This window comes from Pseudoteredinibacter isoporae, from assembly GCF_011602085.1.
Taxonomy (GTDB): Bacteria; Pseudomonadota; Gammaproteobacteria; order Pseudomonadales; family Cellvibrionaceae; genus Pseudoteredinibacter; species Pseudoteredinibacter isoporae.
The window spans coordinates 139,311-162,456 of record NZ_JAAONY010000004.1 but is presented as its reverse complement, the minus strand read 5'-3'; the positions used below and the strand labels follow the sequence as shown (position 1 = coordinate 162,456).

At 48.2% G+C, this 23,146-nt stretch carries 16 protein-coding genes; 7 read left to right on the top strand and 9 right to left on the bottom strand.

Going from position 1 to position 23,146, the window contains the following annotated elements:
- Positions 1-206 precede the first annotated feature (206 nt).
- Genes G8768_RS19480 through G8768_RS19465 form a run of 4 tightly spaced genes read left to right on the top strand, consistent with a single transcriptional unit; the run spans position 207 to position 2,942 of the window.
- Positions 207-1,247: an MBL fold metallo-hydrolase gene (locus tag G8768_RS19480; protein WP_166843347.1), complete on the top strand. Its 1,041-nt coding sequence runs from the start codon at positions 207-209 to the stop codon at positions 1,245-1,247.
- Positions 1,201-2,040, top strand: a complete 840-nt coding sequence (locus G8768_RS19475; RefSeq protein WP_166843348.1) for a helix-turn-helix transcriptional regulator — start codon at positions 1,201-1,203, stop codon at positions 2,038-2,040. The genes G8768_RS19480 and G8768_RS19475 overlap by 47 nt, the downstream gene beginning before the upstream one ends.
- Before the next feature lie 17 nt (positions 2,041-2,057).
- Entirely contained in the window at positions 2,058-2,513 is a 456-nt protein-coding gene (locus tag G8768_RS19470) for a PaaI family thioesterase (RefSeq protein ID WP_166843349.1), read from the top strand.
- 9 nt (positions 2,514-2,522) lie between these two features.
- Complete coding sequence (locus G8768_RS19465; RefSeq protein ID WP_166843350.1) at positions 2,523-2,942, top strand: nuclear transport factor 2 family protein; 420 nt, start codon at positions 2,523-2,525, stop codon at positions 2,940-2,942.
- A 23-nt stretch (positions 2,943-2,965) separates the two neighbouring features.
- Here the strand turns inward: G8768_RS19465 and G8768_RS19460 are convergent, their stop codons facing one another.
- The 3 genes from G8768_RS19460 to G8768_RS19450 form a co-directional block, all read right to left on the bottom strand.
- On the bottom strand, positions 2,966-4,081 hold the full coding sequence (locus tag G8768_RS19460) for a CvpA family protein (RefSeq protein ID WP_166843351.1): 1,116 nt from the start codon (positions 4,079-4,081) through the stop codon (positions 2,966-2,968).
- Positions 4,082-4,185: 104 nt separating this feature from the next.
- Positions 4,186-4,809, bottom strand: a complete 624-nt coding sequence (locus G8768_RS19455) for a helix-turn-helix domain-containing protein (protein WP_166843352.1) — start codon at positions 4,807-4,809, stop codon at positions 4,186-4,188.
- Between the two features lie 95 nt (positions 4,810-4,904).
- Positions 4,905-7,787 (bottom strand): bifunctional diguanylate cyclase/phosphodiesterase, encoded by a 2,883-nt coding sequence (locus tag G8768_RS19450; protein ID WP_166843353.1) that lies wholly within the window; start codon positions 7,785-7,787, stop codon positions 4,905-4,907.
- Between the two features lie 420 nt (positions 7,788-8,207).
- Between G8768_RS19450 and gcvP the strand changes: the two genes are divergently transcribed.
- On the top strand, positions 8,208-11,087 hold the full coding sequence (gene gcvP / locus G8768_RS19445; RefSeq protein WP_166843354.1) for an aminomethyl-transferring glycine dehydrogenase: 2,880 nt from the start codon (positions 8,208-8,210) through the stop codon (positions 11,085-11,087).
- A gap of 315 nt (positions 11,088-11,402) precedes the next feature.
- The gene (locus G8768_RS19440) at positions 11,403-12,062 is read left to right on the top strand and encodes an alpha/beta hydrolase (RefSeq protein WP_166843355.1); all 660 of its coding nucleotides are present in this window, start codon (positions 11,403-11,405) and stop codon (positions 12,060-12,062) included.
- Between the two features lie 507 nt (positions 12,063-12,569).
- Here G8768_RS19440 and G8768_RS19435 read toward each other — a convergent pair.
- Complete coding sequence (locus G8768_RS19435) at positions 12,570-12,902, bottom strand: DUF6559 family protein (protein ID WP_166843356.1); 333 nt, start codon at positions 12,900-12,902, stop codon at positions 12,570-12,572.
- A gap of 548 nt (positions 12,903-13,450) precedes the next feature.
- Here G8768_RS19435 and G8768_RS19430 point away from each other — a divergent pair.
- Complete coding sequence (locus G8768_RS19430) at positions 13,451-16,441, top strand: GGDEF and EAL domain-containing protein (protein ID WP_166843357.1); 2,991 nt, start codon at positions 13,451-13,453, stop codon at positions 16,439-16,441.
- Positions 16,442-16,443: 2 nt separating this feature from the next.
- Here the strand turns inward: G8768_RS19430 and G8768_RS19425 are convergent, their stop codons facing one another.
- The 5 genes from G8768_RS19425 to G8768_RS19405 form a co-directional block, all read right to left on the bottom strand.
- On the bottom strand, positions 16,444-17,427 hold the full coding sequence (locus G8768_RS19425; protein ID WP_166843358.1) for a sensor domain-containing diguanylate cyclase: 984 nt from the start codon (positions 17,425-17,427) through the stop codon (positions 16,444-16,446).
- A 217-nt stretch (positions 17,428-17,644) separates the two neighbouring features.
- Positions 17,645-19,150, bottom strand: a complete 1,506-nt coding sequence (locus tag G8768_RS19420; RefSeq protein WP_166843359.1) for a methyl-accepting chemotaxis protein — start codon at positions 19,148-19,150, stop codon at positions 17,645-17,647.
- Positions 19,147-19,707 (bottom strand): PAS domain-containing protein, encoded by a 561-nt coding sequence (locus G8768_RS19415; protein WP_166843360.1) that lies wholly within the window; start codon positions 19,705-19,707, stop codon positions 19,147-19,149. The genes G8768_RS19420 and G8768_RS19415 overlap by 4 nt, the downstream gene beginning before the upstream one ends.
- A 326-nt stretch (positions 19,708-20,033) precedes the next feature.
- Entirely contained in the window at positions 20,034-20,633 is a 600-nt protein-coding gene (locus tag G8768_RS19410) for a hypothetical protein (RefSeq protein ID WP_166843361.1), read from the bottom strand.
- A 346-nt stretch (positions 20,634-20,979) separates the two neighbouring features.
- Positions 20,980-23,025, bottom strand: coding sequence for a TonB-dependent receptor domain-containing protein (locus G8768_RS19405; RefSeq protein WP_166843362.1), 2,046 nt, complete (start codon positions 23,023-23,025; stop codon positions 20,980-20,982).
- Positions 23,026-23,146 lie beyond the last annotated feature (121 nt).

Sequence of the window (23,146 nt, the reverse complement as noted above, 5' to 3'; positions counted from 1 at the left end):
TACGCTGAGTTCACAAGCTGCACAACCACTACAATTCAAGTGGATATTCCCAGAGAATTAAATGGGGTAGAAACACGTCTGGAGGCCTATAATAGACATCTGGACAGCACACCGAAGCAATGGGCTTCTGGCATAAAAACACCCCTGAAACAGAATTCAAAAGCAAAAGAAAAAAGCGCCCGGCCGGCCGATAACGAGAGAGTGATATGAGCGATTACAGCATTGAGTACAGTGAACTGGCGATACCTGAACCCGGTGATTTAACCGAGGTGGCGACTGGCGTTTACTGGATTCGAATGCCTGTTCCCTTTCACCCCAAGCATATCAATGTTTACCTGCTGCAAGATGAGAAAGGCTGGTACATCGTCGATACCGGTATTGGCAGCCAGGAGACCCGGGATTGCTGGCAGCAAATCTGCGATCGCATGATGCAGGAAAAACCCCTGATTGGTGTAATCGCCACCCACCTGCATCCGGACCACCTCGGCCTGGCCGGTTGGCTATGCGATAAATATCGCGCCAGTTTTTACATCAGCCAGCGTGAGTACCTGACTGCGCGAGCTTTGTTTAAAGGCAATAATCGCGAAGACAATTGGGAATTGATCCAGTTTTACCATCGCTGTGGTTTGAATGAAGAGCAGATGGAAGACTTTATTAAGAATACCGGCAGTCTGTCCAAGATCACAGCCCCCTTGCCCATCAGCTATGAACGTTTAAGCGAAGCCCAGGAACTGATCATTGGTGGTCGCCACTGGAAAATCATTATCAGCCATGGCCACTCGCCTGAGCACGCTTGCCTATATTGCCCGGAACTGAATATGTTATTGTCGGGCGATCAGATTCTGCCAAAAATTTCACCCAACATCAGCGTACAATCCCTGGAGCCTAACCAGTCACCTCTGAGTGAATACCTGATATCCATGGAAAAGTTCTTCGACCTTCCCGAAGACTGCTTAGTTCTTCCTTCTCACGGCGATCCGTTCTATGGTTTGCACAGCCGTTTGAACCAGTTAAAACAGGGACATCATCGAGACCTGGAAGGTTTGCTGGAAGCCTGTGAGCAACCCCTGCGAGCGGTCGATACCATTGAGGTGATATACAAGCGTGAATTAAAGGGCATTCAATTTCGCCTGGCCATGGGGGAAGCTCTGGCCCACTTAAATCATCTTTGGAAACAAGGCCTGATCCGCAGAGACTATGATGACGAAGGCTGCTATCGCTACCAGAAAGTTTCGTCAGAACCCTAAGGCTTCTGATCGCAATCTTTATCTGGAACTCAGGCTTCAAAAGAGCAAGTTCAAGTTCCTCGAAAGCCTGTTTTACTTCAGAGACCGAGGCGAACTACAAGAAACCAGTGGCCGGCTGTTTGCGAATCATCGCACCCAACTCTTATTCCTTATTCACAAGCAAGAGTGCACCGTTCATTTACGCCGAGCTTCCCCGACAACCGAAGCTCGAACAGCATCCAAAGCCCTCCAGTTATTTGGTATCACATTGGAGCACTGCCCGTACGAAGCCCAAGATCTCATACGCTGGCCGGAAACCCAAACACTGCTGCGCACCCTGCCCCAATTCCCTTTCGCAAAATCAATGGACGACACTCTGTTCTGCGGTGCCTTATACGAGCACTTTGAAGCGTTTCTGTCTCGCCTGGAACACACTACCGCCAATCAAATTCCAGCTCGCCAACGCCGTTTAATTGAGTACAAACGAGCATTGGGCAATACCGGAGCTGTTGAACAACTGGCAAGTCATCTCCATATTCACCCGCGCAGCCTGCAACGGCTTTGTCAGAAGGTGTATCACACCAATCCTAAAAACCTGATGCAACAGCTCCGACGAGAACAAAGCCTGCACAGCTGTTTGCAAGAAAATGAATCCAGCTTCGATGCCTACTGTGATCAGGCCCATGGCATTCGCGATTTTAAGCACCATACACATTTCACGCCTAAGCATTTCGCCAGGCTCTGGCAGGATAAAACTGTCCGATTTCTTCAATCCCCACACCCTGATGCCGAGCTAGGATTACTTATCTATTAAGCGATCGGTAAAACGCTATGTCTCAAACTCTAAATCCGGCAGCTGATGATTTTCAGCGGCTGCGGGACAGCTTCGCCCAACAAACGGCCATGCGTACATTAGGCATCGAAATTCATCATATTAAATCGGGAGAGATCGAATTGGGAATGCCCTACCAGACGCAGCTCTGCCAACAACATGGTTTTATTCACGCAGGCATCAGTACAGCGGCACTCGACAGCGCTTGTGGCTATGCCGCTTTCACACTCATGCCCGAAGACAGCGGTATTCTCACCGTAGAATTTAAGACCAGCCTGCTCGCACCGGCGCAAGGGGAGGAGTTTCGCTTCCGTGGAAAGGTGTTACGCCCCGGACGGCAGCTGTATTTCAGTCAGGGAGAAGCCTATGCGCTCCTGCAAGGCGAAGAACGTCTAATCGCAACCATGAGCGCCACCCTCATGTGCATTCAAGGTCGTGAACACATTAAAAACTAGGAGATCGTCATGGAAATTAAAGGTTACAGCGAAGAAGAAGCCAAGGCATTCGCTGAACGCTGGCATCCGGCCTGGAGTGGCAACCGCCCGGACTATTTATTGAGTTTTTACAGCGAAGATGCTCGGTATATGGATGGTGGATTAAGCAAACCCGCTGTTGGTCATCAGGAGATTCGACCGCATTTTGAGAAGTTACTCGGCCAGAATCCAAACTGGGTTTGGAGCCAACGTTATGCCGTCCCCATGCAGGATGGCTTTGTCAATCACTGGCACCTGAGCGCGCCGGTAGGTGATCAAACCGTCGAAATTGATGGTGTGTGTCTGGTGCATCTACGCGATGGCAAGATATTTCGCAATGAAGTCTATTTCGATCGCAGCGAGCTGATTAACACAATCATGAATTACCAGCGTCGCTTAAAAACTGAATAATTAACATAGAATCGCTTTCCACCCTATTCCGGTTCTTTATCGGAATAGTGATGGCGGCCTTCCTCATCCACCCAGTGATAAACCTTGCTGCTGGCTTCCGGGTAATCTGCGCTGCCCGCCTGCTCCTTGTCATCCACAGCACCAGAACGGTTTTCCGAGGTACCACTGTCGGTCTCTTCCGTTTGTGGTGCCGGATTTTGGAAGGCTTCCATAATTTCAGCAAATTTAGGGTTGGAAAATAAGGCGAAGTAATCCTTGTTTTTAATCTGGCGTTGTAATTCCGGATCTCGCAAAATATTCTGAATTTTCGGATCTCTGCGCAATCGATCCATGCGAGTAAAAGCACTGCTAACCGTAGTCGCCAATTCTTCCTGATCTTCACTGGCGCTCAAACCACTGTCTTCCACCAGAGCCTTCATGGCGGGCTCCTGCATGACCGCCTGAAACTTTCTGTCATTCACCAGCGCCTTGCTATTGCCGCTGCGCATCAGGTTCAAACTGTTTTGGTCCTGCATCAATCGCCTGAAGGAATCACTGCTGCCAATACTTTTTAGACGCTGGGCATTGGCAACGGGGTTCCGCATTATGGCCGTTACCATCGCCTGTTCCTGCTTTTCGGCTCCCGCCACCTGTAAAACCTGGGCACTGATTGAACCCATCAGGTTTTGAGAGGTTTTCGCAAGTTTGACATCAAAGGTTTGCTCAGGCTTGGGCTGAATCTGAGGGAACTGCACCGACAGCAATGACATCGCCCAGATCAGGAACAGGGCAAATACGGCAGCTAAACTGCCGCCAAGAATGGCACCCATTGGGCTTTTTGCGCTGCGTTCATCCTCGTCGGCGGGCGGGCGCCATGGCAAAAATAATTTGAGTACCGCAAACAGTAAACGAAGAGCCAGAGAAACGGCCAAGCCTCCCAACACCAAAATGCCACCGCCAGCGGATAAATAACTGAGCAGATAGCTCAGCTCAAAACTTTGTTGCAGATAGGCTGCGAGGGGCTTCAGATAGAGATAGAGTAAAACGTAGGCTCCCACAAAAGAGAGCAGTCGAATCAAGGTGGCCAGCCAGCCGCTTCGCCAACCGATGATCAAACCAAAAACAAGGCTAACAAGTAAAACGATACTAAACGGCCCCATGCCCGCTCCTCTTATCTTTTTGTGTTAGATACCAATGTATTGCTCTGGATATTATTCTGAATATTGCTCTGCCAGATTTGACGTGCTGCCAAAAGCAAACAAGCCTAGCGAGTCGTAACCCACAATACCTGAGCATCATCTTCACTCAATGACACCAGGCAATGCCCCATTTTGGCGTCGTAGTACATACTGTCGCCTTCTTCGAGTTCAACGGGCTCATAAAATTCAGTATGCACCGCCACTTGCCCGGACAGTACCAGCAAAAACTCTTCCCCTTCATGGCGCACCCAATCTTCAAAATCATCAAAGGATCGCGCACGCACGGTGCACTTAAAGGGTACCATCTTCTTGTGACTGATATCCGAGGCCAGCAGCTCATGTTCATAGGTGCTGGTGGGATGTGCCCTGCCCTCGTCTTTACGGGTGACATCACGACGACCATTGGCTTCCGGGCCATCAGCAGGCGGCACAAACAGTTGAGGAATATCGATACCCAGGCCCTTGGTTAGCTTTTGAACCGCCTGGAAGGTCGGAGAAATTTGCTCGTTTTCAATCTTTGATAAAGTGGAGCGCGCCAGGCCGGTGAGATTACTGGCTTCTTCCAGTGTAAGGCTGTTAGCAAGACGGATTTCCTTCAGGCGCTTGCCCAGTTGTAAAGGCTCTACGAATTTATCATCGTCCTTACGGGCCACGGCCAACACCGAAACATCACCGCTTTCTACACTCACTGTTGCACCTGCTGTTTTATGAATAGGCGGCGATTATAACTTGGGCAGGGATGAACTTCGATAGATTGCGATATTCCCCACTAAAGTGGGTGCGATTAGCGGTCGCCCGCGATTCTGGCCGGCGCATTGCGCTCTCTCAGCCAATGCCTGAAATCCGCCAGCGGCATGGGGCGGGCCAGGAAAAAGCCCTGGGCCATGTCGCACTGATGCATTTGCAATAACCGCAGCTGCTCTTCGGTTTCCAAGCCTTCAGCCACTACAGCCAGGCTCAACTTATGAGCCATTGCAAGAATACTTTCCACCAAGGCCAGATCCTCGTGATCGTCCTCAATATCACGAACGAAGGAACGGTCAATCTTGAGCCAATCCACCGGAAAGCGTCTCAGATAACTCAAGGAGGAATACCCCGTACCAAAATCGTCGATGGCGATCTTGATTCCTGCTTTGCGCAGTTTGTCGAGAATTTGATAAACCTGATCATCTTCCATCAGAATGGATTCGGTAATTTCAATGGTTATAGGCGGGCGCTCCGCAGGCGACAATAAGGTATTCAGCCAGGGCTCATCGCCATCATCCACAGAGCCGAAAAACTCCCGGTAAGATTTGTTCAACGACAGGCCAATATTCAGGCCAAAATCTTTATTCACCTCGAGAATATCCGCGATAGCGGTTTTCATCGAGATCTCGCCCAGCTGGGAGATCAAACCCACATCTTCGGCTAAGGGAATAAATTTATCCGGCGGGATAAAGCCCTGCTTCGGATGCTGCCAACGCAGCAGCGCCTCTACCTCACAGACGTCGCCACTTTTCAGATCCAAAATAGGTTGATAGAACACTTTCAACTGTTTGTGCTCGATGGCATCGATCAAATCCATGTGCATACGCAGGCGCTCATCGGCATCGTTTTGCATCATGGTCGTATAAAAACGGAAACGGTTTCGACCCAGTTCTTTTGCTGCATACATCGCTTGGTCCGCATTTTTCAGCAGGGTTTCAGCGTTGCTGGCATCATCCGGGAACAAGGTGATACCGATACTGGCGGTGACATAAATCTGATTCCCGCTGATACAAATGGGCAGCTTCAGCTCTTCAATAATTTTACGCGCGACGGTTTCAACACATTTAGCGCTTTTTATTTGCGTGGCAATTAACGTAAATTCATCGCCACTTCGGCGAGACAATGTATCCGACTCACGGGTACAGGTGCTTAAGCGTTCAGCTACAGTTTGCAGCAATTGATCCCCAACCGCGTGCCCCAGAGAATCGTTTACCGATTTAAATCGATCCAGATCAATAAACAGCAAGGCGAACTTTTCACCACTGCGATTGGCACTCGCCACCGCTGAAATCAAACGATTATCAAACAGACTGCGGTTTGGTAACTGGGTTAAGGTATCGTAGTTCGCCTGACGCAAAATCGTCAGCTCGGATTTTTTGCGCTCGGTAATATTTTGAATAGCACCTTTGATTTTCACATGGCCTTCATCACTGATTTCTGAATAGGCCTGTATCGCGACCCATTTGTGACGTCCATCATCCAGTTGCAGTTCGAGTTCCAATGAGGTTTCGCTGGCTGATTCAGACAAGGTATGGAGCGCATCCCTGACTTTTTCACGGCAGGCAGGCTCGATCAATTGTATAAAATCAACATCATGGAGCGGCCCACGGCTGAACGGCACCCCCAAAATTTTGAACACTTCCCGGGACCAATAGATAAAACCCCTATCAACCTCATATTCAAAACCGCCAACGCTGGCAATGCGCCCAACTTGGGCCAACATACGCTCACGATAACGCAACGCCGATATGAGTTTTTTTCGTTCATTGCCCTGGCGAATGCGCACATGAAGAAAAAATGCACCCGCCAATAACAACAATAAAAAACCAAGGCGTAAACCGTTTAACGCTGATGCCAATCCATCCGGTTGTTTATTGGGTATCGAGGCCAACTGCCACATTTCTGCGCCGATCAACATTTCGCTGATCACAGGGTTTTGTTCAAACACCTGATCATCACCAAAAAACACCGAACGCTTTTCGCCGTTCAAACCTTTTTTGCGAATTGCAATGCCCTGGTCCTTGGCTAAGTCATGAACACCTGCGGCTTTATAGACTTCATCCACGATCATCGGTGAAGAGATAATGCCCCAGAACATCTCATCACCGGTAACTGGATCCGCGTAGTAAACCGGTGCTCGACCAATAAAGGCCCAACCCCCCTGCACGATATTGACCGGCCCCGCCACCAACATCCGGCGCATGTTTTTGACTCGCAGCACATCCTCACGCTGACCGGGCGTCGACATATACTCCAAGCCGATGACCGCTTCATTGCCCTTTTCCGGATAAACGTACTTAACAACGTAATCGGGGGCAGCGGCAAAATTCAACAGGAGAGTTTCTGTGCGCAAAATTTCCCGGGCGTACAGATTGAACTCGCGCTTGCTCAGATCGGGGTTCGCGGCAATGGCAATACCCATACCTTTAATCAGCGAGAGATTATTATTGAGGATACTTTCAAGGTTGGCCCGAACCATGCTCAGGCGTCGGGCAATATGGGCTCGATCATCCTGCTCATGGCGATAGCTGATGTAGCTTTCCAGCCACAGCTCCAACCCCAGCAATGTTGTCAGGATAAACGCCAGTGACAGCCATTGCCCACGAGTGCGCAGGTTAATAAAAGCCAGAACCAGTACAGAAACCAACAAGGCAATGGAGGCAACCACGGCTCCGACCAATAAGGTCGACGCTTCGCGCAGCCCCAAATCGAGGAATTGATGGGACATCGCGGCGGTGGTTTCAGGCAGTTCGACCACATCAAGATTGGAGCTGTTACTCGATGCCGGGGAAACGCTACCCATCAGCATTCCATCTTCCGCCCCTTGGCTCACGATGGAAAAGCACAAAACACAGGCGCAAAGCAGCCATCTGACCAAGCCAGATCGAGGCATACCGCACAGGTTTTGTCTAAGGGCCATATCTTTTTCCAAAATCCGCAATCACCCTGGTTCTAACACCCTCCAATGGCAAATGCTGGCGGCTCAGTTGCTTTCTGAGCCTTTAAATCTCTGATTTTTCAGAGGCTTTAGAATGTATCGCCCGGTGTGACTATAGCTTAAGCAATTATTAGTATTCCCGAGGGCTATGTCGATATTTGACTGGCATCTAAATAGTCAAAGTGTGTACCCTGCCCGCTTCTTGTACAAGCTGTTTCCTATAGGAAATTTCCATTGCCCTATAGGAAACCCGTTTGCTAAAATTGCGCCACTTTTTAATCGCCATTTTGGCCCCATGCACCCAAACGCCCGCCAGTACTGGCCTGGGCGAGAATTGCTGCTTGCTGCAAGATCTTTCCAAGAAAGCTTTTGCCGCTGAAGCGGCCGTACAAAGGTATGTCTATGTCCGTTACACCGTATCAGACCCTGGCCCATAACGATGAATTTATCAGCCGCCATATTGGCCCAAACTCCGCCCAAGTTGAGGCTATGTTGGCCGAACTGGGTGTTAACACCGTTGAAGAGCTGATTGAGAAAACCGTACCCAACGGCATCTTGAAGAAAGATGAGCTGGACTTGGCTGAAGCGGTGAGCGAGCAAACCGCCCTGGCGGAAATCCGCGAGATCGCCCAGAAAAACAAGGTTTTCAAAAGCTACATCGGCATGGGCTACCACGACACCTATGTACCGAACGTCATTCTGCGCAATGTGCTGGAAAACCCGGGCTGGTACACCGCCTATACCCCCTACCAGCCAGAAATCGCACAAGGTCGCCTGGAAGGTTTGATCAACTTCCAGCAGATGGCTATGGATCTCACCGGCATGGAGATCGCCAACGCCTCGATGCTGGATGAAGGTACCGCTGCCGCCGAAGCCATGGCCATGTGTAAGCGCCAAATGAAGAAGAACAAATCCAATACCTTCTTTATTGATGCCGCCACACATCCACAAACTATTGCCGTTATTGAAACCCGCGCTGAGCACTTTGGTTTTGACATCAAAATCGGCAACCCGGAAACCGATCTGGAAGGCCTGGAATATTTCGGCGTGCTACTGCAATACCCGGGCACCAGCGGTGAAATCAAAGACCTGACGGCCATCATTGATCAGGCCCACGCTGCGGATGCGCTGGTGACTGTTGCCGCCGACATCATGAGCCTCATCCTCCTGAAATCCCCGGGCAGCATGGGTGCAGATGTTGTCGTAGGCACCAATCAGCGTTTTGGTGTGCCGATGGGTTTTGGTGGTCCACACGCGGCTTTCTTCGCCTTCCGTGAAAAGTACAAGCGTTCTGCACCGGGTCGTATTATCGGTGTTTCCATCGATGCCCGCGGCAAGCAGGCGTATCGCATGGCCATGCAAACGCGCGAGCAGCATATCCGCCGCGAGAAAGCCAACTCCAACATCTGTACCTCCCAGGTATTGCTGGCATTAATGAGCTCTTTCTACGCCGTTTACCACGGGCCGGATGGCCTGCGTCGCATCGCTCACCGTATTCACCGTTTAACGGCTGTATTGGCTCAAGGTCTGGAGCAAGCTGGCGTAAAACTGGTTCACAACACCTTCTTCGATACTCTGGCGATTGAAAGCGACAGCACCGCCGACATTCTGGCGCGCGCCACCGCCAAAGAAATCAATTTGCGTCAGCTGGGTGAAGAGCACATTACCCTCAGCTTGAACGAAACCACCAAACTGGACGACGTCAGCGAGCTGCTGGAAGTGATTACCGGCCAGGCTATCGACGCCACAACAATTGAAGCCGAGCTGGCCACCAGCGAAGGTATTCCTGCCGAACTGTTGCGCACCGACGATATCCTGAGCCACCCGGTTTTCAATCGCTATCACAGCGAAACCGAAATGCTGCGCTACCTGAAGCGCTTGGAAAGCAAAGACATTGCCCTGAATCATTCCATGATTCCACTGGGCAGCTGTACCATGAAGCTGAACGCCACCTCTGAAATGATCCCAGTCACCTGGCCTGAGTTCGGTCGCATTCACCCCTTCGCACCGATTGATCAAGCTGAAGGTTACAAGCAGCTGTTTACTGAACTGCAAAAAATGTTGCAGGAATGTACCGGTTACGATGCGGTAAGCTTACAACCTAACTCAGGTGCCCAGGGCGAATACGCTGGCCTACTGGCAATCAAAAAGTACCACCACAGCAAAGGCGAATTCGATCGCGACATTTGCTTGATTCCATCCTCAGCACACGGCACCAACCCGGCTTCGGCACAAATGGCCGGCATGAAAGTGGTTGTGACCAAATGCGATGCCAACGGTAACGTTTGCATGGATGACATCCGCGCGAAGGTTGAAGAATACGGTCAGCGCATTTCCTGCATTATGGTGACCTACCCATCTACCCACGGTGTATTTGAAGAAGAGATCGTAGAATTGTGCGATCTGATTCACTCCGTTGGCGGTCAGGTGTATGTCGATGGCGCCAATATGAATGCCCTGGTGGGCATCGCTGGCCCAGGCAGCTTCGGTGGTGATGTATCTCACTTGAACCTGCACAAAACCTTCTGTATTCCTCACGGTGGTGGTGGCCCGGGCATGGGTCCCATCGGTGTTAAAGAGCATCTGGCTCCGTTCGTTGCGGGTCACCCGGTACAGCCTGTACCTGAAACCGACGTCAGCAACGGCGTCGTTTCTGCCGCACCTTGGGGCAGCGCCTCCATTCTGCCAATCTCGTATATGTACATTAAGATGATGGGCCGCCAGGGCATGAAACAAGCCAGCCAGTTCGCGATGTTGAACGCCAACTACATGGCCAAAAAACTGGGCGAGCACTACCCGATTTTGTTTAAAGGCAAAAATGGTTTTGTCGCGCACGAATGCCTGTTGGATTTGCGTCCATTAAAAGAAGCCAGCGGCATCACCGAAGAAGATATCGCCAAGCGCTTGAACGACTTCGGTTATCACGCCCCAACCATGAGCTTCCCGGTTGCCGGCACCCTGATGATCGAGCCAACGGAATCCGAATCCAAAGAAGAACTGGATCGCTTTATCGAAGCCATGGTGACCATCCGTAAGGAAATCGCCCAAGTAGAATCCGGCGAGTATCCAAAAGACAACAACCCACTGCACAACGCCCCGCACACTCAAGACGATGTGATGAGCGATGAGTGGGATCGCCCTTACAGCCGAGAAATCGCCGCCCGCCCTGCCTCGTGGTTGAAACAACACAAAGTATGGCCAACGGTGAATCGTATCGACAACGTGTACGGGGATCGGAACCTGGTGTGTTCCTGCCCGAGTATTGAGGAGTATATGGACTAGGCTTGGTCTACTTTCTCTAAATAAACGAAAGAAAACGTCTTGTAATAAAAATCCGATGTTAGCAATAACATCGGATTTTTTGTTTTCAGCCCGTCGAAAGACTATGGTCAATCGAGCCCGCCGATCAGCTTTGAATACGAGGTCTCTCAACGCTTATACTAGCCAAAAATATTTACACCCGGATTTATAAAAACGGGTGTGTGAAGTGAGCCCGTTAAGAAGGTTAAATCCGCTAACAGGCTCGAGTCATTCAAGATGTACAGGCATACGCTGTAATGCTCTGTAGCAACAAGAACTGAACAGGATATTGATTTTATGGCCATTGAATTGACCCACGGAACCGGCACTCCCAGCCATGCCATTATTTGGCTGCATGGGCTAGGCGCTTCATGCGATGATTTTCCACCGGTTGTTCCGCATCTGGGTTTAAACCCCACCCCCGCCATTCGCTTTGTGTTCCCTCAGGCACCTGACCGCCCGATTACGATCAATGGTGGCATGAGGATGCCGGGTTGGTACGACATCAAAGGTATGAGCATCGAAGAAAAGCAGGATCGGGCGGGCGTTGAAGAATCGTATGCCGCTGTAGAGAAACTGATAGAAGAGCAAATCGCACAAGGCATACCTGCCGAAAATATTATTTTGGCAGGTTTCTCCCAAGGCGGAGCCATCAGTTACTACGCAGCCCTGCGCACCCAGCACAAACTTGCCGGGGTGTTAACCATGTCGACCTATATGCTGTTTGCGGAGCAGCTGCCGGAGGAGCGCAGTGAAGCCAACCAGAATACCCCTTTCTTTGCCAGTCACGGTACCCGAGACCCAGTGGTGGCCGTAAACCTGGGTGAACAAGCGGTTGAAACGCTAAATACCTTGGGCTATTCAACCCAGTGGAAAACCTACCCGATGGAGCATCAGGTTGTAATGGAGCAGATTCAAGATATTGGTGCGTGGATTAACGCTTGTTTTGCAAGATAGTATGTGAAGGGATCGAAATTTACAGAAATGCACTTATGGCTCTTGAAAACAGGGCCTTTAGAAGCCCTGTTTTAGTTTTTATATTCTGTAGTTCTTTTATCCCGAACTCTAGCTTTAACACCTCCTAAAACAAGAGGCCCTTTAAATCTCACCACCTGATCCGCAATAACCGGTACGCCAAACATTAAAAATAAAAAAACCAGCCAACTCTCAGTGTATATACCTACGATAACAGCGAAAGCCCCAATAATGCATACAATGGAATGTTCAACCGTTTTAACCCACTTTCTCAATTTGAATCTGGATATGCAGTCATAGCATATAAAATCGTAATTCAGGAGCGGAATTTTTATACTTTTCATTCCGCATTCTGGGCATTTTCTTCTAAACATAGTTGATCAAAAGCTTAACACGCCTAATTTGGAGGACTCCAGATAATTGGATAGGAGCCCATTCACACCAGAACCCTGTAAGAATTTCCGTAAGGTAGCATTCTGACTGATTTGACTAATCCCCACCACCTGAATCACCGCCAGCATCACCTATTGACGCATCAGATGAGGAAAACAAACCTCCGCCCTCAGAACAGACTTCATTAAATTCGGATTGAAGAGATTGGTAATCCCCCTCACTGACTGTCTCAAAATCTTCTTCGGAACAAAACATCGCATAGGCGTAATCAATAAAGCTTGTATCACAACCTATTTCTTCCATGGCCTTTGCAACCTGGCCGGGTGTGTAGACTTCATGGCCCCCATACCCTGAAACTAAAAATGGAGGCAGGTTTCTGGCTATACTCTTAATCGCGCGGTTTTCGCGCATTTTCATTAAGATTCCCATATTTCATTCCTTGTAAAGTAAATACGCGAAACTACTTTTATCAAGCAGTTTTAATACAGACAAGCTCAGTGAGGATAAAACATGCGCCGGTCCTCATATCCGTAACTCTGATAAACATAAATGAAATTAATTCCCCTATAAACTGTCCTAGAATAATTGGTCACGCCTTTACCCTCATATTAAGACTGATTCTCTAGACTAGAACACCGTCCACTTTCTCTTAAACAAGATTGAATGAAGAAAAACCCTTCTTCTTAGGGGTAAATGATCAATTTTGCTTATCCGGACTCGCCAATTAGCGCAATTGCCAAGTTATATCTATACTCCATTATCGCCAACGAAATTAACACTGGCTTGCTTCAAATCGCAGCTATAAATACCTATAAAAAGTGGCTATTTAACAAATCTGACGTGGAAGATGTGTTTTGTTAATAGAAAGTCCTAAAAATACAGTTTCAGATGAGTACATAAAAGAGCTGGAACACGAGCTAAATGAGCTAAAGCTAAATAAGCAAAGGGAAATTTTTAATTCTCAAGCAATTCAGCTTATGTATCAGGCTTTTGTGAATGCTTCCGATGCCGATGAGTATTTCAAGCAGGCCTTGGAAATCATTGGCTCATACTCAGACGTTGATTACGCTTGGCTCATTACGCCTTTTTGTGATGACGTGAGACTGGTACGCTCTTACCTCGTATCTCCCCACCCCGGGGCCGACATCAATATACGAGATGTGCCGCTCGCTGAAGTTATCCCGAATTCTGAGCGCTTATCCAAGTATGTTGGGGCTTGCTTTTCCTCCCAGTACATCACCCCTTCTGCCATTGGCATTCCAAGTCAAGATTTTTCCGGCCCCTCCCAACAGATCATGACCAAGATCGAGATCAAAACGGGTGAGCCCATGTTGCTGGGGATCAATTATGCCGACCCCGAATCAACATTCGATGAAACCGACGTTTTCTATTTCTCGCTGCTGGCCAATGAGTTTGAGAAAAATGCCTGCACTCTGCAACGCCTGAAGAACAAAAGCTTATTGTTTGAAAACTCTGAAACCCCAATGTGGTGTGAAGATCTCAGTGAGTTGAACGATTATTTAAAGGACCTGAGAAAGCAGGGTGTTCAGGATATTGAGGAGTACCTGGCGAACAATAGCCGGGAAATCTATGAGCTGCTGGTAAGAATGCCCATCGTCAAAATCAATCGAGCTTGCTTGAAATTGTTCAAAGTTGACAGTGAAGAGGCATTCGATGGTATATCCAAAAACCTCCTAGGTCCGGGTGCCATTGCCGTTTTCAAAAAGGAGATTGCCGCCTTCTGGAATTCCGATGATTCTTTCAAATCAGAATTCAATTTTGTGAATGCCGAAGGCGAAATTATTATTGTTGAGCTAAAAATTCAAATACCCAAAGGTGATCGTGAATTCTACCTTGTCCCCGTCAGTTTGACAGATATGACTGAACAACGGCGAATTGACAAAAAGCTGAAAGAAACCCTTTTGCGTTACGAATTGGTGGTGCAAGGTTCCTACGGAGCCATATGGGATTGGAATGTCGTAGAGAAAAATGTCTACTTTTCCAAAAACTGGTGCGAGCTAAGGGGATACCGGCAGGATGAAATATCGGACTCCCAAGAAGAGTGGATCAAAGGCATCCATCCCGACGACGCTCCCAGAATCCTGCAAGCTGTACAAGACCACTTCGAAGGTAAAACGGAGGTGTTCCAGGAAGATTATCGCATCATTTGTAAAAACGGTGATGTGAAATGGGTGGCTGATCGCGGCGTTGCCGAATTTGATTCCGAAGGTAATGTGCTTCGCATGGCGGGCTCGGAGTTTGATATAACCGAACGCCGCCTTTTGGATGAACGCCTGAGGCTGGTCGCCAGTGTCTATGAGAACTCAGCTGAGGGAGTGATGATTCTCAACAAGCAAGGCGTCATCATGGACGTCAATAATGCGTTTGAAAAAATCCTGGGTTTCAAGAAGTCAGAAGTTGTCGGGTCCCGACCGGAGATGTTCTCATCGGAAAAGAAACATCGCTCCAGCTATAGCAGTGTTTGGTCCGGCCTGAAGAACTTCAAACAGTGGCAGGGCGAGATATGGAATCATCATAAAGATCGAAGCAAACGCCCCAGCTGGCTAACCATTAGCTGTGTTTATGATGGTGACGAGCTGACCCACTACGTGGGCTTGATGACCGATATCAGTCAAATCAAGAAGTCTGAGGAGATGCTTTATCAGCTTGCCCACCACGATACTCTGACAGGCTTGCCCAATCGCCTTTTGCTCAACGAACGATTGGAACAAGCAATGAGGTACGCGCTCCGTCGTAATCGACATGTGGCGGTAATCTTTGTGGACTTGGACAACTTCAAATTCGTCAACGATGGCATGGGGCATGCCGTGGGTGACAAGTTGTTGAAACAGGTGGCCGAAATACTGAGTGAAACGGTTCGAGCCGACGATACCGTTGCACGCATTGGCGGCGACGAATTCCTGCTGGTACTGGGTGATATTGAAAACCCGGAAAACGTTGGCTATGTCGCTGAAAAACTGCTCAACAAAATCAACTCAAAGGTGACCATCGGCGACCAGAACGTTCGGGTTTCCGCCAGCATGGGGGTTGCCGTTTACCCCAACGATGGCGAAGATAAATCCACGTTGATTCGCAACGCCGATGCGGCCATGTATCGAGCCAAATCCTCGGGCAAAATGAACTTCCAGTTTTATACTGAGGAATTGACCAAGAATGCCATTGAGCGTATGTCCCTTGAAGCGGACTTACACGATGCAATCAGCAACAATGAACTGCATATCCACTACCAGCCACAAATCGATATCAAACAGGGAAGAGTTGTCGCTGTCGAGGCCCTTTTACGGTGGTTTCACCCAAAACTTGGCCCGGTTTCTCCCGATAAGTTTATTCCACTGGCTGAAGAAATTGGTCTTATTGAGGATATTGGGACCTGGGTATTACGAGAAGCTTGCGCTCAGTTTAAGCGATGGCAAGCAGGCGGTCTTACCATTCAAACACTGGCTGTCAATGTTTCCAACCGGCAGCTGCAGAAAGGCAACTTCCCTGAGTTGGTAAAGACCATTCTGGATGAAAGCGAACTCGGTGCCTCTCATCTGGAGCTTGAGATTACTGAAAGCATGCTCTTGGAAAACCCTGAGTTCGCCGTACAACAACTCCATCAGCTGAAAAAGCTTGGGGCAACAATCGCTATCGATGATTTTGGCACAGGCTATTCGTCACTCAGCTATTTGAAGAAGTTACCTATTCATAAACTGAAAATCGACAAGTCATTTATTAACGACATCGGGAATAATGGCGATGACAATGCGATCACGGAAGCCATTATTGCCATGTCAGAAAGGCTCAGTCTGGATGTGATTGCTGAAGGCGTAGAAACTGAAAATCAAGAAAGCTTTTTATTGCAAAATGGCTGTAACAATGTTCAGGGATTTCACTATTGTAAACCCCTCCCCGCCACCGAAGTTTCAAGCTACATCAGCGCCAAACGACTCAACCCGAAAAGCTGAGTTTACTCGTTCACGGCTCTGTTCTTTTTCTCCTGATACATCAGGCTGTCAACCTCAGTGATCATGGTATCCAAGTCTGAAGAATCTACCTTTGAAAAACACTTCAAACCAAAACTCACATCGAGATTGATGCCCACATACTGATGGGAAAACTCACGTTGAAAAGCCTCGCAGGCATCGTGGCAACTCTGCCTGAGTTCAGATTCTGATCCGGCCTGACACAAAGCAATCACCACGAACTCGTCACCACCGACCCGGGCGATAATATCGGTCTTTCGAAAACTGTTTTTCAACGCGTCTGAAACCGCAACCAGACATTCGTCACCTTTGTGGTGACCGAAGTTATCATTGAGCAATTTAAGATTATCGACATCAAAGTAAATCAAGCCCAGTTCAAGACCAAACCGTTGCTGATCATTAATGCGCTGCTGGCCAAGGCTTCTAATACCCCGAACATTGTATAAGCCGGTCAGGGAATCGGTTATCGCCACTTGTTGCAGCTTTTCAATATCCCAAAGGTGCTGAAGCTCACCACTGACCAGATCTCTCAGTTGAGCCATCAGATCAACAAAGCTTTCTTCATATTCGGTGGCTTTGGTGTCAATTGAACAGATGGTTCCGAAGATTTCACCGTCAGGCCAGAAAATGGGGAAGCCCAGATAAGAGCGCACTGGCCCACTGCACACCGGAGGCGCATCAGACCATTCTTTCTGTCCCACCGCATTATTCACATATAGCTGATTGCGGGTTTCAACCACCCGGCGACAGAAACTTTTTACTTCCCAAGCCCAGGTATCGCCAGGGCCGATAAAGTTATCGTCGTTACTGCTGCTTGAAAGCGCAGTAAATTCATCGCCATTAAACTGAACAATAGCACCGCAGGCGGTACCGTAGATTCGAGAGATCAGATCTACCGTTGTTTGCCACTGATCTAAATCCAGCGCTTCAGGAGGGTAATTTCGGAAGCAACGCTTTAACTCGCTCATAACATCCACATTTCTTATAAGGCTAATGTGATTCGAAGCAGGCACGCGATTATAGATGCCACAAAGATTATTCTAGCGAACTTTTTCAAGAATACCAGAGAGCCAAAACACTGTCCCGATATGGACAGGCATACAAGAAACCTGAACCCGGATGCCAGGGCGCACAATAAAACGGGCGGTGAGGCCCGTTGTTACCGTTGAGTGCTTACAGGGCGACTTAGCCAGTCTTCAGGTTTTTTTCCTGCATTAACTGATCGATGCTGCTGAGGAACAGTTCACTGGAGTCCTCCGCTCGACGCATATCAGAAATAATCGTCTCACGAATGTCCTTATTATTGCGCCAGTTCTTGTCTCGGTAAGACACGGCTGATTTAAGGTAATCGTGCAGTTGACGATGTGGATCTTCCAGACCTTTATAGGAAGGCAGATGGGAATAATGAGTAGAACCTTCACCTTTGTAGTACCACCCGCCCATCTCACAATCGGTGTGATCAATCGTCAGCTCTTCAGGAATGTCATTATCTCCATCACCCAAAGCCAAATAGCCACTCTGCTTTAAGATCACATGATCAATCTTCATCAAGGCACCGAAGGTCAGATCTTTTGCGCTCAGCACGTAGTTATTGGTTTTTTCAGCCGATTCGGAAAATTCCACAAATCGCTTTTTGAAAGATTCAACCTGATCATTCATCTCAGCGGCTGCAGAACTGGAAGTTTCAGCCTTCTTGACCATTTCTTGTACACGATGACTGAAACCACCAATAATTGACGCCACGCCCGAAGCGGATTCCTTGGTACGATTTGAAAGACTCTTAACCTCTTCAGCCACTACCGCAAAGCCTCTGCCCTGCTCTCCTGCACGAGCAGCTTCAATGGCAGCGTTCAAGGCCAGCAAGCTGGTTTGATCGGCAATTTCCTCAATAATCGACAGAGATTCCGATACGTTCTTACTGTCTTGACCCAGCTCTGCAACCACACGAGCAACATCTTGAATACTCACGTTGATCTCTTCAAGGCGAGTCGACATAGCGTTCACCTCAACGTGACTGTCCTTGGCGGCCTTGCCATTGTGGTGGGCGATTTCCTCAACAGATTTCACTTCATTGTTAATGCGATTCAGATCCACCTGGCTGACTTTCAGGTTTTTAATCAAATTGGTGGTATTCAAACTGTGCAGTTCAGAATGCAATTCATTGGCTGCCAACAGATCCATGCCATCTTTCATGCGTTCAATCGATACATTAATCGAACACAAAGATTTACCCAATTGTCCCGGAAGCCCGCGATACAAAGCAGTGCGCTCATAGGAACCTCGAGCAACGTGGGTAAAGCAGCTGTTAACTTCCTTAAAATAAGATTCAATATAATCCAGAAAGTCATTCAGTTCCCAAGCGACCATGCCCAGCTCACCCATACCAACCGTATCCACAACACGCTTGTTAAAACCACCTTTGTTCGCGGATCGAATCGTACAGAAAACCTGATCGATGGTTGTAAAAACCCGGGTGACAATGCGATGTCCGATAATGGCCAGAATACAAGTGGCCACAGGTGCAATCAGCAACCACATTGCCGGGTCGTAGAAGAAAAAGAAAAATGCATTGTTGGCAAACATAACCAGCGCCACACCCCAGAGAGTAAATTGCGCTTTTGTTTGCAGAAACGGTATCTGTGAACTCACCGAGTTCTTGTTGGATTTACCTGTTGTTGCCGCGATACTCATAGCGATTGCCCCCGATCTGCATCCAGTTCCACCATAAAGCGATTGTATGTGGTGCTATTGCCTTCCAGAAACTCATCAATGATTTTCCAGGATCTATCGGGTGCCGATTTCTTATCGCCGATTTTTTCTTCCTCACGCATTTTTGCGTAGAAGTCTTCAACGAGTTTAATTGCCTCACGACCGGGCTTGCGTCGTACCGAGTAATAACCACGCAGATTGCCGGATTCGTCATAGTCTGGCGTAACGTTCGCAAATACCCAATAGTAAGAACCATCGCGGCAAAGATTTTTCACATAGCCGAAAAATTCATTGTTCTCTTTAAGGTCAGCCCACATCTTGCGGAAGACTCCGCGGGGCATATCCGGATGTCGAATGACATTATGCTGGACACCAATAAGCTCTTTTTCCAAAAAGCCGGAAATTCGCATAAAGGTGCGGTTGATGTAGGTAATTCGACCGGTAACATCGGTCTTACTGACAATCAGATCATCTTCAGCCAACTCAACTTCACTGTTCCTGAGCTGAATTTTGAGACCACCATTCCTCGTTAAAATCATTGGTTCCCTCCGATATATCTCCACTGGCAAGCCATTAGACATGGCAAGACTAGTAAAATTGTCGACCCGACAACTTATTACTTTAGCAGTAGGGCACAAAACATGTGTGATACCACGACATTATTTGTACTTATTGCCAAATTTAGGAATTGGGAGATTTCGAAAGCGTCTTTCCAAAAACAACACCGTGCAAAATTGGCAGATTTAAATATCTTTTTGAGAAACACTACAAATAGAAAGGTTTTAAGGTATTTTGAAGGCTATGCCAAACTCTTGAAGATCTGCTTAACAATATAGATAACATTAAGCTGACTCCGGCTTCAGTTTCAATCTTCCCGGCACAAGACAAACCAGTTTGGCATCCATTTGGAATGCGCCGCCTTGGCCTTCTTGGCGCGGCCGATGGAGACATGGCAACTGACCCGACGCATGTAGTCGTAGTTGCCAGAATAGAAAAATCGGCCAAGCCTACGCTCGTTACAATGAATCTCAGGCCAAGCTGTTGCCTTTTCCTCTGGCACTCGGGTGTAATCGATAACCACACCGTGATCATCAGCCTCATCAGAAGAGGTGCCCCTTGCGACAAAATACCCATCCCCGATAAGTGATTTAAGGGCATAAACGTTGTAACCCGAAAACTCCCCTGGGGTGGAAGTCCGACACATAACTTTTTGAAACTTAGTGAACGCAGGAAGCGAATTCTTCCCCCAATGAATCACCGGCTTCAAAGGATCTACAGACTCAGGTACGAAATAATCCATGGTCAATCGCTCCGAACCTTCTGCCGCATCCCACAGTAACTGTTGTTGCTTGGCGCTCAAATTAGTCGATTCGTAGATTCTCTGCGCCTGCTCCAAATTATCCAAATACTCTGCCAGCCCATCGAAGTGGCATTTTTCATCTTCAAAAAACTTGTCGATACTCATTCAGGATTCCCAGTGCTTGGCGCTTGAGGGGAGATTGAAACGCGCCGGTATCTATTATTATTTTTAACTTCAGAGGTCACACTTTGCAATACGCGACTACTGGTAGCGTTTCAATGTAACACAGGCGAGGTAAAAGCTGCAATTCTCGAGAAAAGCCAGCCATTGACAAAATAGGGAGTTTACAATTCAACTCGCACAAATAAACCGAGGAACGACAAGATTTGAAATCAGGGGAATGAGATACAATGCCGAATACATCGGGCTACGGCAGAGGAACGCGACAAGAGCCCTGACTGATACATCAGTATCGAAAAGCCAATATATCAGCCAATGGCCTATTTTAGGTTTAGAACGAGAAAGTCAACGAGGCTCTGACATCCTGTCCCGGCTCTTTATAGCCATTTACCACGCCCCAACCCGGAATATGAGAATAATCCGCGACACTCGAGTGGTCACGATAATCCTCATCGAAGGCATTAATAATCGCCAGATTCAACTTGAGGTTTTTACTCGGGGTCCATTCTGCATAGAAATCGTGAATATCGTATCCGGGTTTATCAACAGTTTGAACAGAACCAATCCAACCAAGTTGAACGGCACGTTGCAGCACTTCAATATTATTCAGATCTTCTACGCGACTATAGTTCCAGCCAATTTTTACAGTCGAGCTGATCGCGTAGTTCAGGTTTAAATTCCAGGTATCACCACGGGAATTACCCAAACCATTATACTCATAGCCCATCAAATCGATTTTCCCACGGGGAATAGAAAACAGGTCTGCGGCAGGATCCAGAACGGCGTCAACACTGGAGAATCCAAGCTTCGCCTCAAGATCATCATTGAAACGATAAGCCACCTCCAATTCGTAGCCATCGGTTTCAACCGTTCCGATATTCTCGAAAAGAATAGGCTGAGTTCTGGCACCACCCAGTTGATCATAAATAACATCGTCGATTTCAGATCGGAATACAGCAACCTTCGCGTAGAGGTCCGGTGTTGTGTACTCAATGGCTGTTTCGATATTTTTAACGCTTTCTGCCTTCAAATCAGCCGGGGTAAAGGCGGAATCAATGGTAAAGCCGTCACCAATTTCCTTGCCGCGAGTCGCTTCCGCGTATCCAGCACTGATCTGCCATTCATCGTTAAACTTGTATTCAAAGCCGGCGTTAAGACTCACATCAGAGCTGTCAAAGTCCTGTAATGGATTGCCAAAGCGATTAGGCAGCTTTTGCTCAAATTCATAATCATCGAAACGTGCACCATAGCTAAGCAATAAGTCATCCGTCACTTGGGAATGCACCTGGACATAAGCCCCCAGAACACGCCCTTCTTCATTGGCGGAAACGGGCTCAGCAATCAAACCGCTTTCAACTTCATCTTCGCGCAAATCCACACCATAGGTGAAACGATGCGCACCCAGCTCGCTGGTATTACGGATATCAAAACCGTAACTGGTGATTTCTGTTTTATAGGTAAACAGTTCTCGCTGGAACGAGGATTGGGTGTGATAAGCCGATACTTCAAGGTTTAACAGTTCCTCACCGGTGAGTGTGTAGTTCGCAGCAAATGTTTGTCGCTCGCCTTTACCGGTATACAAGGGGGCGGTTTGCGCCGGTGCCCAGTTTGGCTGACGCGGGAAAGCCCCTTCTTCATCTCGCTCTTCATAGCTGAGGGACAGATGTTGATTGTCGTTGATTTCACCACTGACTTTGAAGAAGTTCAGAGTTTGTTCGGCCTGGGAGCCTGGCAGCACAGTGCCATCGCCCGCTTCAGCACTGTCACGGTCGGTGTTGCTGTGGTAAGCCAACACCCCCCAAGTATCCGTCAAACGACCATACAGGCTGGCACTATATTGGTGGCCATCATTACTGAAATAACCGGCTTTCACCTTTCCGCCGAAGGATTCACCTTCGGCCAGAAGATCGTTGGCATCTTTGGTTTTGAATCGAATGGAACCACCGATTGCGCCTGCGCCACTGGTTGCTTCACCCGCACCGGATTGCACTTCAACTTCTTTCAGCAGATCCGGGTCGATGGTGACCCGTCCAATGTGATGGAACAAGGTCGACGTTTGAGGAGAGCCATCTACGGTGACGTTAATCAGAGCATCTTCGAGACCACGAACATATACTTTTTGCGTAATGCCGCTCGCGCCACCACCAACAGAAATCGACGGGGTCAGTTTAAAGACATCTTCCAAATCATTGGCCTGATACGCTTCCAGCTCCTGAGTGGTAATCAGAGCATTCGTTGCCTCCCCTACCACAACGATGGTTTCCAAAAGCGGCTGATCGGCTTTTTTATCTTCTGCCTGCGCAGCAATGCCGAATACCGATCCACTCGCAGCAGCTATAAAAACAGCCAATGATTTTTTCTGAAAGTTGGATTTCATGTCAGTTGAACCTGTTTCTGTCAGTTTGAATAAATGAGAATTATCCTCATTTTTGAAACGCTTCACAGGGTTGTTACAACTGTTACATTTGCTTTAGATATTTCCTCACGTTAGATTGTCG

Bases quoted from the DNA above. Each gene is read 5' to 3' on its own strand.
- G8768_RS19480 (WP_166843347.1), top strand. From the start codon at position 207: ATGAGCGATTACAGCATTGAGTACAGTGAACTGGCGATACCTGAACCC.
- G8768_RS19475 (WP_166843348.1), top strand. From the start codon at position 1,201: ATGACGAAGGCTGCTATCGCTACCAGAAAGTTTCGTCAGAACCCTAAG.
- G8768_RS19470 (WP_166843349.1), top strand. From the start codon at position 2,058: ATGTCTCAAACTCTAAATCCGGCAGCTGATGATTTTCAGCGGCTGCGG.
- G8768_RS19465 (WP_166843350.1), top strand. From the start codon at position 2,523: ATGGAAATTAAAGGTTACAGCGAAGAAGAAGCCAAGGCATTCGCTGAA.
- G8768_RS19460 (WP_166843351.1), bottom strand. From the start codon at position 4,081: ATGGGGCCGTTTAGTATCGTTTTACTTGTTAGCCTTGTTTTTGGTTTG.
- G8768_RS19450 (WP_166843353.1), bottom strand. From the start codon at position 7,787: ATGGCCCTTAGACAAAACCTGTGCGGTATGCCTCGATCTGGCTTGGTC.
- gcvP (WP_166843354.1), top strand. From the start codon at position 8,208: ATGTCCGTTACACCGTATCAGACCCTGGCCCATAACGATGAATTTATC.
- G8768_RS19440 (WP_166843355.1), top strand. From the start codon at position 11,403: ATGGCCATTGAATTGACCCACGGAACCGGCACTCCCAGCCATGCCATT.
- G8768_RS19435 (WP_166843356.1), bottom strand. From the start codon at position 12,902: ATGGGAATCTTAATGAAAATGCGCGAAAACCGCGCGATTAAGAGTATA.
- G8768_RS19430 (WP_166843357.1), top strand. From the start codon at position 13,451: ATGTATCAGGCTTTTGTGAATGCTTCCGATGCCGATGAGTATTTCAAG.
- G8768_RS19425 (WP_166843358.1), bottom strand. From the start codon at position 17,427: ATGAGCGAGTTAAAGCGTTGCTTCCGAAATTACCCTCCTGAAGCGCTG.
- G8768_RS19420 (WP_166843359.1), bottom strand. From the start codon at position 19,150: ATGAGTATCGCGGCAACAACAGGTAAATCCAACAAGAACTCGGTGAGT.
- G8768_RS19415 (WP_166843360.1), bottom strand. From the start codon at position 19,707: ATGATTTTAACGAGGAATGGTGGTCTCAAAATTCAGCTCAGGAACAGT.
- G8768_RS19410 (WP_166843361.1), bottom strand. From the start codon at position 20,633: ATGAGTATCGACAAGTTTTTTGAAGATGAAAAATGCCACTTCGATGGG.
- G8768_RS19405 (WP_166843362.1), bottom strand. From the start codon at position 23,025: ATGAAATCCAACTTTCAGAAAAAATCATTGGCTGTTTTTATAGCTGCT.